This window comes from Levilactobacillus wangkuiensis (assembly GCF_016861605.1).
In the GTDB taxonomy this organism is placed as follows: Bacteria; Bacillota; Bacilli; order Lactobacillales; family Lactobacillaceae; genus Levilactobacillus; species Levilactobacillus wangkuiensis.
Window position 1 is genome coordinate 118693 of the sequence record NZ_BOLM01000005.1, and the last position, 12113, is coordinate 130805.

At 48.9% G+C, this 12113-nt stretch carries 17 protein-coding genes; 4 read left to right on the top strand and 13 right to left on the bottom strand.

Features of this window, described 5'->3' with window-relative positions; genetic code table 11:
- Positions 1-127: 127 nt before the first annotated feature.
- The 10 genes from JUF13_RS05230 to JUF13_RS05275 all read right to left on the bottom strand — a co-directional run bounded on the left by JUF13_RS05230 (position 128) and on the right by JUF13_RS05275 (position 7353).
- Positions 128-766 (bottom strand): TetR/AcrR family transcriptional regulator, encoded by a 639-nt coding sequence (locus tag JUF13_RS05230; RefSeq protein WP_203638212.1) that lies wholly within the window; start codon positions 764-766, stop codon positions 128-130.
- A 137-nt stretch (positions 767-903) separates the two neighbouring features.
- A complete protein-coding gene (locus JUF13_RS05235; RefSeq protein ID WP_203638214.1) occupies positions 904-1347 on the bottom strand; it encodes an NUDIX hydrolase in 444 nt (147 codons plus the stop codon).
- Between the two features lie 149 nt (positions 1348-1496).
- Complete coding sequence (locus JUF13_RS05240; RefSeq protein WP_203638216.1) at positions 1497-1937, bottom strand: hypothetical protein; 441 nt, start codon at positions 1935-1937, stop codon at positions 1497-1499.
- Positions 1938-2237: 300 nt separating this feature from the next.
- A complete protein-coding gene (locus JUF13_RS05245) occupies positions 2238-3584 on the bottom strand; it encodes an MFS transporter (RefSeq protein ID WP_203638218.1) in 1347 nt (448 codons plus the stop codon).
- Between the two features lie 137 nt (positions 3585-3721).
- Entirely contained in the window at positions 3722-4009 is a 288-nt protein-coding gene (locus JUF13_RS05250) for an ArsR/SmtB family transcription factor (RefSeq protein ID WP_203638220.1), read from the bottom strand.
- Between the two features lie 41 nt (positions 4010-4050).
- Positions 4051-4695 carry a Vat family streptogramin A O-acetyltransferase gene (locus JUF13_RS05255; protein ID WP_203638222.1) on the bottom strand — a complete coding sequence of 215 codons (645 nt, stop codon included), beginning with the start codon at positions 4693-4695 and terminating at the stop codon, positions 4051-4053.
- A gap of 36 nt (positions 4696-4731) precedes the next feature.
- Positions 4732-5127: a DUF3021 domain-containing protein gene (locus tag JUF13_RS05260; protein WP_203638224.1), complete on the bottom strand. Its 396-nt coding sequence runs from the start codon at positions 5125-5127 to the stop codon at positions 4732-4734.
- 11 nt (positions 5128-5138) lie between these two features.
- Entirely contained in the window at positions 5139-5609 is a 471-nt protein-coding gene (locus JUF13_RS05265) for a LytTR family DNA-binding domain-containing protein (RefSeq protein WP_373300832.1), read from the bottom strand.
- A gap of 6 nt (positions 5610-5615) precedes the next feature.
- Positions 5616-6491, bottom strand: coding sequence for an ABC transporter permease (locus JUF13_RS05270; RefSeq protein ID WP_203638227.1), 876 nt, complete (start codon positions 6489-6491; stop codon positions 5616-5618).
- Position 6492: 1 nt separating this feature from the next.
- Positions 6493-7353 carry an ABC transporter ATP-binding protein gene (locus JUF13_RS05275; protein WP_203638229.1) on the bottom strand — a complete coding sequence of 287 codons (861 nt, stop codon included), beginning with the start codon at positions 7351-7353 and terminating at the stop codon, positions 6493-6495.
- Between the two features lie 160 nt (positions 7354-7513).
- Between JUF13_RS05275 and JUF13_RS05280 the strand changes: the two genes are divergently transcribed.
- Positions 7514-7696, top strand: coding sequence for an antitoxin MazE (locus JUF13_RS05280; RefSeq protein WP_225893671.1), 183 nt, complete (start codon positions 7514-7516; stop codon positions 7694-7696).
- 178 nt (positions 7697-7874) lie between these two features.
- On the opposite strand, the gene JUF13_RS05285 is transcribed toward JUF13_RS05280, so the two are convergent.
- On the bottom strand, positions 7875-8573 hold the full coding sequence (locus JUF13_RS05285; RefSeq protein WP_203638231.1) for a hypothetical protein: 699 nt from the start codon (positions 8571-8573) through the stop codon (positions 7875-7877).
- Between the two features lie 339 nt (positions 8574-8912).
- Here JUF13_RS05285 and JUF13_RS05290 point away from each other — a divergent pair, with 339 nt between their 5' ends.
- The 3 genes from JUF13_RS05290 to JUF13_RS05300 are packed head-to-tail and all read left to right on the top strand — an operon-like array spanning position 8913 to position 11062.
- Positions 8913-9503 carry a TetR/AcrR family transcriptional regulator gene (locus tag JUF13_RS05290; protein WP_203638233.1) on the top strand — a complete coding sequence of 197 codons (591 nt, stop codon included), beginning with the start codon at positions 8913-8915 and terminating at the stop codon, positions 9501-9503.
- Positions 9504-9536: 33 nt separating this feature from the next.
- Positions 9537-10394, top strand: a complete 858-nt coding sequence (locus JUF13_RS05295; RefSeq protein WP_203638235.1) for an ATP-binding cassette domain-containing protein — start codon at positions 9537-9539, stop codon at positions 10392-10394.
- The gene (locus JUF13_RS05300; RefSeq protein WP_203638238.1) at positions 10391-11062 is read left to right on the top strand and encodes an ABC-2 transporter permease; all 672 of its coding nucleotides are present in this window, start codon (positions 10391-10393) and stop codon (positions 11060-11062) included. Before JUF13_RS05295 ends, JUF13_RS05300 begins: the two co-directional genes overlap by 4 nt.
- Before the next feature lie 328 nt (positions 11063-11390).
- On the opposite strand, the gene JUF13_RS05305 is transcribed toward JUF13_RS05300, so the two are convergent.
- Both JUF13_RS05305 and JUF13_RS05310 read right to left on the bottom strand, forming a co-directional pair.
- Positions 11391-11732: a type II toxin-antitoxin system PemK/MazF family toxin gene (locus tag JUF13_RS05305; RefSeq protein ID WP_203638240.1), complete on the bottom strand. Its 342-nt coding sequence runs from the start codon at positions 11730-11732 to the stop codon at positions 11391-11393.
- Positions 11726-11989: an AbrB/MazE/SpoVT family DNA-binding domain-containing protein gene (locus JUF13_RS05310; protein WP_203638242.1), complete on the bottom strand. Its 264-nt coding sequence runs from the start codon at positions 11987-11989 to the stop codon at positions 11726-11728. The genes JUF13_RS05305 and JUF13_RS05310 overlap by 7 nt, the downstream gene beginning before the upstream one ends.
- Between the last annotated feature and the right edge of the window lie 124 nt (positions 11990-12113).

The following is a 12113-nucleotide window of genomic DNA, read 5'->3' on the forward strand; positions in this document are numbered from 1 at the left end:
GACTTTCCCCCTTTTACGAATGAACGAATCATTCATTCGATTGCTACCCAGTCTAAACACTCCCGGGAAAATTGCCATTTTTGGCGGCGATTCACGGTGCCTTTGACCGGTTAGCTAATTAAGGGGCTCACTGATAGCTCCGCCGCAACATGTCGCGGACGACGGCCAGCATTTGCTCGTCATCACTACGCGCCATCTCCGTTTCAAAGCTGTCGTAGCGCTTGTGGGCGCACCACCAGAACACCAGGTCCACCACGATTACCCCGTTACGTTGCGGGTCAGCCAGGTTGAGTCGTTGTCGTTGAAAAAAGTCGCCCACCCGTTGATAAATTTCTTGCCGTTGCTGCCGGTATAGCGCCGTCAGGGCCGGATTGACCGTGGGATTGTGCTCAAGAATTAAGAAGTAACGCGCGTATCGCTTGAACGCCTTGAATAGCGCCGTTAGTAGCTGATCAAAGTCGGTGGCCTGCTGCCCGGCCAATTGATGATTCCAGCCGGCATACGCGGCCTCCGTACGCCGAACCAGTTCTCTCGGATCAACGGGCTGTAAGGGAAACGTTTGCGGGCGGTCCACGGTCGTCGGTAGCGTTGTCAGGAAGACGTAGTCCAGCAGGGCCTCCTTGCCGCTAAACAGGCGATACAGGGTACCCACGGCCATCTGCGACCGTTGCGCAATCATTTGCATCTGTGTCTCATGATAGCCCGGTTGAATGAACAATTCACTCGCCGCCGCGTAAATGCGTTGCAATTTTTCTTCGTCAGTCATCGGTGAATCACTCCTCTCCGTCTCCATTAAAGTCTAAATCCCCGCAAAGTGCTGACATGTTTACGCTTCTGAGTCGGTTAACTTACAAACCCCTGCCGGCGATAAAAAAATAAGCCCAAGGACTGTTTCCCTTGAACTTATTTTTTAAGTACCTGACTGACCGCGGTGACCACATAGGGAATGAGCCGATGATTTTCCGTCAGCTGGTCCAGTGAGGTCAGGTACTGAAGGCGATCATGTTCAGCGAGGTCTAACCGAATGTTTTGCCCATTCCCAAGGTCAACCTCATCCGCCAAGTAAATTAGCCTGGTGAACAAGGTCGCCTTAGCCGCATCGACGTTCGAGGTTTCCAGAATAATTCGCTGAATCGTGACCCGCAGGCCAATTTCTTCCGCACATTCCCTTACCGCCGCTGCCTGTGGAAATTCGCCGTCGCTGGTTAAGCCACCCGGCAGGTCCCACCAACCGGGAAAAACATTTGTCTCTCCCCGTTCAATCTGCGTTCGTCGAAGCACCACGATGCCCTTGTTAGTGGGGACAATAACGTGGGCAATTAACCGATTCAACATTTTTTTCAACATTTTGGCCTCCAATCGTCTGGTTTACTGCTAGTAAACGCCAACTGGCCAATAAATGATACACATATGACTGCCTTGAGAATATCCAGTTACAAACACCTTATCAACCAAAAAGCCCAGACCGGAAATTACCATCTGGACTTCAAAATCTATTAAAGTCTTCGCTTAATCAACACTATGGGTGCAAATACAATTAAAACAAAGCAGTAAAATTGACGAATCAACCACGCCCCCCATCCAGTACTAGGCATGGTAGTCCTGATGGGCAAATAAGAAACACGGGTATGCGCAACGCGCCAGTTAGACCCCCGGTCATAGTTAGCCAAATCGCTATTGTGAAACCTCATAGCGATATTCGCTTGATTTCGCCCCAAATGTTTAAGCCACGTTGGGCTTTGACGGGCAATGAATGGATAGGCGATTAACCATGACAAAACGAAATAAATGGTAAAAATACTGTGATCAAGAATAATCGTTGTTCCAACCGTCCGTGAAACTAAAATTAGATAAAGGCCTACTGGAAACAAACTCTGTAAATAAATTTTTAAGATTCTACCCACCTTGATACAGACCATCACCAAAATCGCCATCATCCGGAAAGCTCCCTTCAGGTAACCAGTAAGCTGATTGGCGAACCTGTGAATTAACCACAGCTTTGGTAATCACCGGGCCAGCAATTCCCAGTGTTGCCAATGTCAAAATTAAAATCACCAACTTTTTAATAATTGTCACCTAAATTTGAGTTGATGGTACAACCTAGAGCTATTACGCACAACAACAAAATTACTTACTAGGCCTACTTTGTAAAATCAACCAAACAATCGAGTAAAGAATCTGTACACAAAATCCATGGCAGAAAATTATTTGCTGCCGTGAACCTTTGTTCAAAAATTTCAATCACGCTCATTTAGTTGTGTAGACCCAATCATACCCAGCAGTGAAATCACGGCCGCCCCAATCATCGCTGCCTGAAAGCCACTAACAAATCCCGACTGGTGAAACTGATAGAAAACCATCACTGAAATTGCCGTCCCCAACGCCCCACCCAACAATCGAAAGACGTTATAGATGCCAGACGCCTTGCCGATCATGACGTTAGGCACCGCCCCCAGCACCGCTTTCTGTAATGCCGGTCCTGCCATTGATAATCCAACGCCAGCCAGCATTAGTGGCAAGATTAACCAAGCATAAGTTTGATGGACGAACGCTGCCAACAATAAGTACCCCAACCCTTGGAACAGTAAGCCCAGCGTTGCGACTCCCCGCTCGCCAAAGCGGTCGACAGCTCTTCCCGCGAATGGTGCCACTAAGACCAACGTTCCCGTCCACGGCAGTAATTCCAGCCCAGCCGTTAACGCTGTTGCCCGTGGCCCGGTCTGCAGATACTGGGGCAGGAAGAAAACGACCCCGTACATTGATCCGTAGAGGCAAGCCGTTGCGAGATTGCCGCCCGTAAAGGTTACCTCACGGAAAAGGGTCAGTGGCACCATGGGCACCGCTTCCCGAGTTTGCCGGACAAGGAACCAGCCCGCCGCCCCGACACTGAGTCCCCCAATACCCAAGATGAGATTTAGGTTGCCGCCAGTGGTCGCTGCGGACAGTGCCCAAATGATTCCCGCCATGGCAATAATGATCAACGCATTATCAAGGAGACTAATCAGTTCCCGTTGCCCCTGACTCTCTGGTAAGTAGTGCCGCGACAATAGGATACCCAAGAGGCCAACGGGCACGTTGATCCAGAAAATCCATTGCCAAGTCAGTTGGGCCACGATGAATCCACCCAAAGACGGGCCGACAATCAAGGCCAAGCCACCGATTCCACTCCAAATTCCTAGCGCACGACCCCGTTGGTTAGCGGGCATGGCATTGGTCAGAATAGCCATCGACATAGGCGTCATGACCGAGGCCCCCAGTCCCTCAACGACCCGCGCCAGAATGAGCCAGCTAATATTGGTCGCCAGCGCACAGAATACCGAACCAATGGTGAAAACCAAGATTCCCCATAAATAGATGCGGCGCCGGCCCCAGCGCTCACCCAAGGCGACGCCGAGCAATAGAATCGCCGCAATGGTAATATTGTAGGCATTTAGCGCCCACTGTAGCGTCCCCACAGGAATCTGAAAGTCCGTGCGAATAGCCGTCGATGCCGTTGTCACAATCATCGCGTCCATCATGGCCATGAAAAATCCTAACGAGGTTAACCCCAGAATCCATTTCAATCGATACGTTTCCCCTGTCATTGCCCCATCTCCTAAGATTGCTTAATAGTTCAAAAGCTTTTGAACTATGTAACCATAGCATGCCCCTTGTCAGCTGACAAGCACCAAAATTAAAAAGAGCCGCTCCCGGGGGAACGACTCTGCAATGGTCTAATGCGCTAAAGATTCTGCCAGAAATGGATCAAGTAGTGGTCAAACGTCGAACGGTCTAGCTGGACATATTTTTCACGGCCGACCTTGTTTACGGAGATCAATCCCGCTTCCTGGAGAATTTTAAAATGATACGACCCGGAAGTCTTACTGATGTGCATGGCACGACCGACCTCGCCACAAGCCACCTTGTGGTCCAACTGATTCAGATGCTGAATGATGGCCAGGCGAATGGGATCGGCCAGGGCCTTGAAAATTTGGACAGACGCATTGCTTCTTTGTGATTGATTTAGCATTTCACTCATCCTAGACTTAATTTTTGAATGACGCTATTTTCCTATGAGCCGGCCAATGCGGCAACCTTTTCAACGGTCGGTTCCGTTCTCATTAATGTCGGAATATTGGCCGTAATCCAGGTAATATCACGGTCCCACCAGGCCAACTTTTCTAATGCCTGGATGACCTCTGAACTAAATCGGGGGCGAATCAGCCGAATTGGATTGCCACCGACGATGGTGTAGGGTGCCACGTCCTTGGTCACCACGCTATTGGCGCCAATGATTGCGCCGTCACCAATCGTCACGCCCGGCAAAACCGTGACGTTCTGGCCGAACCAGACGTCGTTACCCACGACCGTATCGCCTTTTAAGGGCAAATCGGTCAGGTCCGGCGTAAACTTTTGCCAGTCACCACCCAAAATGTTAAAGGGATACGTTGATAGGCCTTGCATCTGATGATTGGCGCCGTTCATCACAAACTCAATGCCACTGGCAATGGCACAGAACTTACCAATAATCAGATTATCACCTAAAAATTCGTAATGATGCGTCACGTGGGCCTCAAAGTCAGTCGGGGCCACCGGGTCATCGTAGTAAGTGTAATCACCGACCTTAATATTTGGACGGTGAATCACATTTTTGACAAAGACGACCTCTTTGATGGCTGGATTGGGATAGACGGCTGTTGCGGATGGAATTGTCATGGCTTTACTCCTTTTTGACACAATTTAGGCTGACTTTCACGATTTATGCTTGGCCCGTTGCTTCAACGCCTGATTGATCTGACTGACACGAAGGTGCTGGTTCAACATCACAACGGCCCAAATGACAACGTAGATCACGACAAACTCAACCCAGAAGAAAATGCCAATGGACCAGTTATTATAGAACATCAGCCCTAATATCAGTGCGGCCGTCCCGACAAAATGAATGCCAAACGCCAATGGCCAAGCCACTTCTTCATGGTCACTGTCAAAAATCATGCTGAGAACACCAATTGCTCCACTCACCAAAAGCAGGCTGACCACATTTTTCGGGAAGACGTTGGTGGGGGCCACGCTAAAGGCAATCAGCAGGAGGTAGGCAACAGCGCCATAACCCACACCTCTGATGGCGTACTTGAGTATTTTAGTCATAGCTTCCCCTCCTACAAGCCCAGTTTGCTCATTAAGTCTTTAACGTATTTACGACTCACAGCGGTCTTAAGCTGATTCGTTAAAATCGCCGTCATGTTGCCTGAGAAGCTATCCTCCAAGGACTGCAAGTGGTCTAAATTTAAGACGCCATGCTTGGAGACCTGGACAAAATTGGGGTTGGCTAAGCGCTGGATCAGGTGCCGCAACGTTTCGTGTGTGGTAATCGTATCGGTGGTAGTATACAGCATCAGCGTCTCGTGCTGGACATCGGCGAGAATAATCGTGGCCGCCTTGACCATCACCAACCGATCAGGCGTTTTCACGGGAATAATCCCCGCATGTGCCACCTGGTAGTTCCCCAGATAGGTCATAATCGCCGCTGTCTCGGGACTCTCGGCGGCTGCTTCCACCACTACTAAGGGATCAGCCGGATCAATCGTCTCGTTCTGTTCAAATTTATGCCGCACGCTGATCCCCCCCATTTTAACTTACCGTTCGCGTAGGTACTGGCGTCGGCGCTGAATCTGCAGCCATTTCAGCCCAAACACCAGCGCCACGGTACCGCTAAAGATTAATCCCATTATGAGGTAAGTTTCCTGTTGGGTCAACAAGGTCGACCAGTTTAGTCGGATACCCATCAATCGTTCAAAGGTATGGCGGGTTGCTAGATGGCCAGCAAAGGCTGATTTCAGCTTGTCGTCCATCAGAAATTGCCGATAGAGCGCCGCCACGTAACTGCCGGGGATGAATTTGACCATACTCTGCGCGAAACTAGGCAAGGCCCCAATGGGGATGTACTTGCCCACCAGGAACCCGGCCGCGGTCCCGATGATCGTCCCCAGTTTGCCTAAACTGTCCACCGTGTGAATGCCTTGGACGATGGCCGCATTCACCACCACTGCCAACAAAGAGCTTGTGACCATGAGCCCCAGCGTGTTCAGAACCGCCGTACCCGACAGCGTCAGGCCATCCGTCAGGTAAAAGCCACCCCACATAATGCCAAACATCGCCAGCTGCGTCAGCGTGCCAATCACCGCGGCACTAATCAGGTAGCTGGTGAATAGGCGCAATGGACCGGCGTCGGTCAACGTCAAGTCGTCCGCAATGTGTTTTTCTTTATCCGTGACCATCAATGCCAGACTAGTGAGGGTCGTGGTAATGCTGGTAATCGCCAGCGTGCCCCCAATTAACCACGTGTCGAGCAAGGGCTTGGCGTCCGGCATCTGGTGCCAACTCGTCAACATATTTTGCTTAAGAAAGACCAGGTATAGCACAAACGAGATGAGCGCCCCCAAGAGTGAGAAGAAAACGCCACTGTGATCCCGAAAGTACAGCAATAAGTTACGTTTGATCATGGCTAGCATGTTACCGCATCTCCTTTCCCGTTAAGGCCAGGAAGGCATCATCCATGGTGCCCGGCCGGAATTCAAAATTGCTGATCAATGGCCGATTGGCCGTTAAAATATCGAGTGCCGCCTGCATTGTTGGTAGGCTAAAAACTAATTGGTTGGCAGTGCGCCGGATTGGCTGCCGAGCCACTCGAGCTGCCAGTTGCGCCACATCCGGGGAGGTTAGCGTTAACCGGTCCGCCGCGTAGCGAGTCTTGATATCAGCCGCCGTACCCTGAGCTAGGATTCGGCCATGATCAATCACGATAACGTTGTCTGCCGAGTCGGCCTCATCCAGGTAGTGTGTGGTCAGGATGACGGTCAGCTGCTTCTCTCGCTGTAACCGTTGAATCAGCGTCCAGATGGCCAGCCGCGTCTGAATATCCAGCCCGGTCGTGGGTTCATCCAGAAATAAAATGTCTGGCTCGTTGATCAGGGCCCGGGCAATATCGACACGCCGTCGTTGCCCACCGGATAAGGTGCCGTAGCGTTGGGCCATAAACGCGGTGAGTCCCAGTTGTTGGCTCAAAACGGTGACCCGGTCTGCGGGGACGTGCCGGTACTGGCCAGCGCGAATCTGTAAATTTTCCCGGACCGTTAAGATATCGTCCAGCACGCTGCCCTGAAAGACCACGCCCAGCTTAGGGGTATGGTCATAAGTCACCTGGCCGGCAGTCGGTTGTAGCAGGCCAATCAACATGTTCATGGTCGTCGACTTGCCCGCCCCATTTGGTCCTAGCAACGCGGTGAAACTGCCCTTTTCAATCTGTAGGTCGACCGCGTTAACAGCAATGTGTTCCCCAAAAGTCTTGGTTAAGTGGTGCGCTTCTAATAGCATCTGCCTCATCTCCTATGTCAGGAGAATACACCGTAAGCGCGCGTGGCGTCTCGGTGATTGGGGTAAGTGGCGATTTTTGCTGGGTAAGTGGTAAACTGGGGCGGGTAAAAGAGTTTGGTTAGAAGACGCTGTGTTAAACCTATTCACCTGAGGAGTGATAATGCTATGGAAACAACCATTCGTAAATTTGGTCATTCGTATTGGCGACCGGTATCAAATTACTAACAATGGGGATAGTTTGGTCCTGACGCCGTTACGCAATCAGCTGTTTTCTAACGAGAATGACTGGACTGGCTTCCGTGACAGTATTTCTAAAGCGGATGCTGACTGGGACCGTGACTAAATTCCTTGATTTTCTCTCCCAATTGATTCCGAAAAAGGCTAGGACACCGTGGTTGCATCACGCGTGCTCTAGCCTTTTAATTCTCCAAAATAAAAAAGCACCGCCACCTCTCGGATGACCGATGCTTTACTCCCCTTACTTCAGTGACCATTCTTAACGCGTAAAACCCATTCCCCAATTAGTCAGCGTTCTTGAATTGTCCACTGGTTAAGGCACTCTTCAAGACCCAGCCTTGGCCCTTAACGTAGCTAAACGTTTGGATCTTCTTGGCTGAGTTCTTTAACTTTAATTGCTTCGTTACTTTATAAGTCGTGCCGGCCTTTAATTGCCCCTTGACCGTCAACTTAGCGGTTGGCCGGTCAGCGGCGATGGCTGCCTTGTAAACAACTGGCTTGGCATCCTTGGTGTGCACCGTCTTGGCTTGCTTGAAGAAGCTGGATGACACGATGGTGTAACTCACAGACTTGATCTTCACACCGTCAGCGGCCTTAAACTTGCCGGCCGTTAACTTGCTGGCAACGACCCAGCCCTGCCCCTTAACGTAGCTGTAGGTCTGATTTTTCTTGGCGTTTAATTTCAGTGTGGCTTGCTTCGTAACTTTGTAAGTGGTGCCTGACTTCAGCTTCCCCTTAGCCGTCAACGTCATGGTTGGCCGATCAGCGGCGATGCTGGCCTTGTAAACGACCGGTTTGGCATCCTTGGTGTGCACCGTCTTGGCCTGCTTGAAGAAGTTAGATGAAGCGATGGTATAGGTCTTACTTTGCTTAGCCGTTGCCGCAGTGGCAACAGCTGTTGTACTCTTAGCAGAAGCTGGTACGGCCAATGCCAATGGCGCAACCATTCCTAAAACAGTCATCAATACTAAAGATTTTTTCATATATTCCCACTCCTCTTCCAAAGATTAAAGCTAGTATAGGCAGGTTACAGGAATGTGTCAATGGTATTTCAATCGTAATATATTAAGATGTTCTAAAGGTGCAATCTTTTAGGGGAGTGACCACTTGCTCACAAAACGCCTGCCACCCTGCAAGCCACCCATGGTCACAGATTTCGACCCTTTAACGCCAGAATAACAGACAAGTTTGCCTAGCGCCACTATCTATCCTGCGACAACCCACAAAACCTGGTAAACTTAACCTAATTGCAGACAATTCATAAAAGTAAAATATTTGCATTGATATATTTTACTTTTTAGATTATAATGGGGACTATAAATATGACAACTAAACGAGAATTAAATGCGCAGCACCATCAACAGGTTATTCTGGCCACTGCCGCTAAATACTTTAAACGTGACGGCGTTCAAGCAACCAGCATCACCGCTATTGCCAAGCAGGCCAAGGTTTCCACGCGAACCCTCTATAAGTATTTTCCCAACAAGAATGAGTTGGCTCACGCCGTCTATCTGGCTGACATCGACAATGGCATTGCGACGAACCTAGCCATTCTCCACGACTCACAATTGGATTTTCAGGCTAAACTGACGAAAATGATGACGAAGCAGCTCGACTTGAGTCAACAGCTCAATCCCGACTATCTACGGTATGCAGCTGATGATTTTCAAGGAAAAACCGGTCATCCGGAGACCGGTCCCAACTACTTAGCCAAATTGGATGCCTTTTGGTCGGAACTGATTGATCTAGGTGTCAGCAGCGGTGGTATTAAGCAACAGCACTCGCCAGCGGCCCTGCGCATTTACATTCAAGCCTTCTTTAATTTAGGCCAGACGACCATCACTGATCAACGAGTGCTAACAGACTTAATTCAGTTATTCTTTAACGGGTTGAATGGTCAGACTAACGGTTAGTTGTCAATTTAAATCTAACCTTTCGAGGTGGTTATGATGATAACCCTTAACCAAATTCAAAAACATTATCCCAACTTCACTTTAGATTTAACCCTGAACATTCCTGCGGGTAAGATAACCGGTATTCTGGGCCCCAACGGTGCTGGTAAATCAACGCTGTTCAAACTCTTACTAAACCTAGATCAACCGGATCACGGGCAGCTAAGTATCGCCAATCAGCCCTTAGTTACTTGGATAACGGCCCATCGTGAGGCTGTCAGCACCACTTTTCCCGACAGCGGCTTCAACGAAAGTCTCACAATTACCGAAATCAATCGCCTGCTAACGGCCTTTTACCCAACGACGATGACGGCCGACTTCTTGGCCAACTGTCACCGCTTAGACTTACCACTTTCACAACGCCTAAAAAACTTTTCGACGGGGATGCAGGCCAAATTAAAACTGTTGGTATCCCTCTCACACGCCGCAACCTTAGTGATTCTAGACGAACCGACCACGGGTCTCGACGTTACCGTGCGCCAGACACTCATTCAGATGATTCAGGACTATCATCGCCATTATCCACTGGCAACCATTTTAATTAGCTCACACATTGCGAGTGATATTGATGCTTTAGCCGAAAATATTATCCTCATTACGGCTGGCCGACTCCGACTACAGACAGACGCCCAACACTTACGCGACCAGTACGGCCTGTTTACCGTCTCGAAACAAAAATTTGCACAACTCGACCACACGCTCCTTAGCCAGTATTGGGTTCGTAACAATCAAATGACCTGTTTGACACCCAATCGACTGGCCTTCACCACGATTCCGGGCATTCAGGTACCGACTGTGGATGAGCTTCTCCTGAACTTTACTGAACCAGCTGAGGAGGTGCCAGTCGCATGAAAGGACTTTGGCTGCAAGACTATTATCTGTTTAAGCGGCAACGACTGGCGGTTGGCCTCACCTGGGGCCTAACAACCCTCTGTCTGTTATGGTTCGGTCAATGGGGTATTGAAATTGGTATGGGCATCTTTGCTGTTATGCTCAGCATGCTAACGCTATCGTTGCTGAGCGCCAATCAACAGAATCACGGGCTGAAATTTCTACTGACACTGCCCATCACCAAGCAAACGTATCTTCACCAGAAATATTTGCTACTATTTGGCAGCGTTGGCAGTGCCGTTTTGATTATGACCGGGACGACCTGGGTAATTGCCCGCTGGCAACGGTGGCAGCTGACGTTAGCGGCCATTTTTCAACAAGCCTATCTCGTCGGCATCCTGATCCTGGCAGTGCTCGTCATTATCGTGCCGTACCAGCTCAAACATGGGCCAGAGGCAACGCAAACCTTCATGTCGGTGGTTGGTGCTGCTATTGGGGCAATTGTTGGCGGTAGCTATCTCTGTGTGCAGCGCACCGCTTTCGGGCAAAATATTTTCAACCAGATTGCCGCAATTGTCACGCAACACGGGTTGGCTAGCCTACTCCTAACTATCACGGGGCTGGTTGTTATCTTGCTGGGATATTCTTATTATCGCAGCATGATTGGTTTTCATCCGAGTGACGCCTAAAAATAAAGGAACATCGCACTTACCATAACAGGTTAAGGCGATGTTCCTTTATTTTTAATTCTCAATTAAGAACAGGTTTTTCGTTCCCAACGGACGGGGTCAGTAGCAAAACCACTGACAGAAGTTATCTGGATTTTTTGTCTTCAGCAGACGGGGCTAGTAGCAGAACCGCTAGCAAAAATTATCTGGTTTTTAGGTTGCCTGACCAACCAGAAGCTAAAATTTGCCCTTTGCTTCTGTCTACAATATACAGTGTTTTATTCAAAAAGCAAATAGAGTTACGTTTCTGTCCTGAGGCTGTAGTCGCTTTTGCTCTTTTTCGCTGGACTCACTCATCAATGCTAAACAAAAGCTTGTATCGATTAATCATATCAGTTAATTCACTTTTGGATACCCGATCAACAATAAGATTCTCTGTAACCCCTCGAGCAAGTAAATCAAGCGCAATTGTTTGATCCAATAATACTTTTCCATACACCTGTCGACTACTGCTTAACTGATAATACATCGGGAAATTACGCTTGGTACTACTGATGGGGGCAACAATAGTCATATGACTCGTCTGAAAAACTAGGTCGTTGCTTAATGCTATCGCAGGTCGTCGATTCATCTGTTCATGACCACGACTGGGATTAAAATCTATGAAAAATATATCACCTTGGCTTACCATGGTAATTCATGACCTTCCGCTTTTCCCCAGTCTAATTCCTGATCACGCTTGCCGTCATCCTTCCAATCTGCAAACAACTCATGAATATTGGATGGCCGTTTCTTAACTGGTGTTAGAACAATTGAATCATCTTGAACTCTGACAGTCAGTTCCTGATCATCGGCTAAATTTAATTGCTTAATAATCTTACTAGGAATTCTAGCTGCTTTTGAGTTTCCCCATTTGGCCAAATGAATTTGCTCTTCAGTAGTTGCCACGTTAATCTCCTCCAATCACTGGTTTCAGAAAGTATATACCATGTAGATACATTAATCAATGCATTCGCTCTACCCACAACACAACTTTAATTTTTCAGCTTGTCACTAGCATTCCCTGCCCAAA

What these genes read in the sequence shown, in the direction of transcription:
- JUF13_RS05230 (WP_203638212.1), bottom strand. Translation starts at nt 766, where the DNA reads ATGACTGACGAAGAAAAATTGCAACGCATTTACGCGGCGGCGAGTGAA.
- JUF13_RS05235 (WP_203638214.1), bottom strand. Translation starts at nt 1,347, where the DNA reads ATGTTGAAAAAAATGTTGAATCGGTTAATTGCCCACGTTATTGTCCCC.
- JUF13_RS05240 (WP_203638216.1), bottom strand. Translation starts at nt 1,937, where the DNA reads ATGATGGCGATTTTGGTGATGGTCTGTATCAAGGTGGGTAGAATCTTA.
- JUF13_RS05245 (WP_203638218.1), bottom strand. Translation starts at nt 3,584, where the DNA reads ATGACAGGGGAAACGTATCGATTGAAATGGATTCTGGGGTTAACCTCG.
- JUF13_RS05250 (WP_203638220.1), bottom strand. Translation starts at nt 4,009, where the DNA reads ATGCTAAATCAATCACAAAGAAGCAATGCGTCTGTCCAAATTTTCAAG.
- JUF13_RS05255 (WP_203638222.1), bottom strand. Translation starts at nt 4,695, where the DNA reads ATGACAATTCCATCCGCAACAGCCGTCTATCCCAATCCAGCCATCAAA.
- JUF13_RS05260 (WP_203638224.1), bottom strand. Translation starts at nt 5,127, where the DNA reads ATGACTAAAATACTCAAGTACGCCATCAGAGGTGTGGGTTATGGCGCT.
- JUF13_RS05265 (WP_373300832.1), bottom strand. Translation starts at nt 5,609, where the DNA reads ATGGGGGGGATCAGCGTGCGGCATAAATTTGAACAGAACGAGACGATT.
- JUF13_RS05270 (WP_203638227.1), bottom strand. Translation starts at nt 6,491, where the DNA reads ATGCTAGCCATGATCAAACGTAACTTATTGCTGTACTTTCGGGATCAC.
- JUF13_RS05275 (WP_203638229.1), bottom strand. Translation starts at nt 7,353, where the DNA reads ATGCTATTAGAAGCGCACCACTTAACCAAGACTTTTGGGGAACACATT.
- JUF13_RS05280 (WP_225893671.1), top strand. Translation starts at nt 7,514, where the DNA reads ATGCTATGGAAACAACCATTCGTAAATTTGGTCATTCGTATTGGCGAC.
- JUF13_RS05285 (WP_203638231.1), bottom strand. Translation starts at nt 8,573, where the DNA reads ATGAAAAAATCTTTAGTATTGATGACTGTTTTAGGAATGGTTGCGCCA.
- JUF13_RS05290 (WP_203638233.1), top strand. Translation starts at nt 8,913, where the DNA reads ATGACAACTAAACGAGAATTAAATGCGCAGCACCATCAACAGGTTATT.
- JUF13_RS05295 (WP_203638235.1), top strand. Translation starts at nt 9,537, where the DNA reads ATGATGATAACCCTTAACCAAATTCAAAAACATTATCCCAACTTCACT.
- JUF13_RS05300 (WP_203638238.1), top strand. Translation starts at nt 10,391, where the DNA reads ATGAAAGGACTTTGGCTGCAAGACTATTATCTGTTTAAGCGGCAACGA.
- JUF13_RS05305 (WP_203638240.1), bottom strand. Translation starts at nt 11,732, where the DNA reads ATGGTAAGCCAAGGTGATATATTTTTCATAGATTTTAATCCCAGTCGT.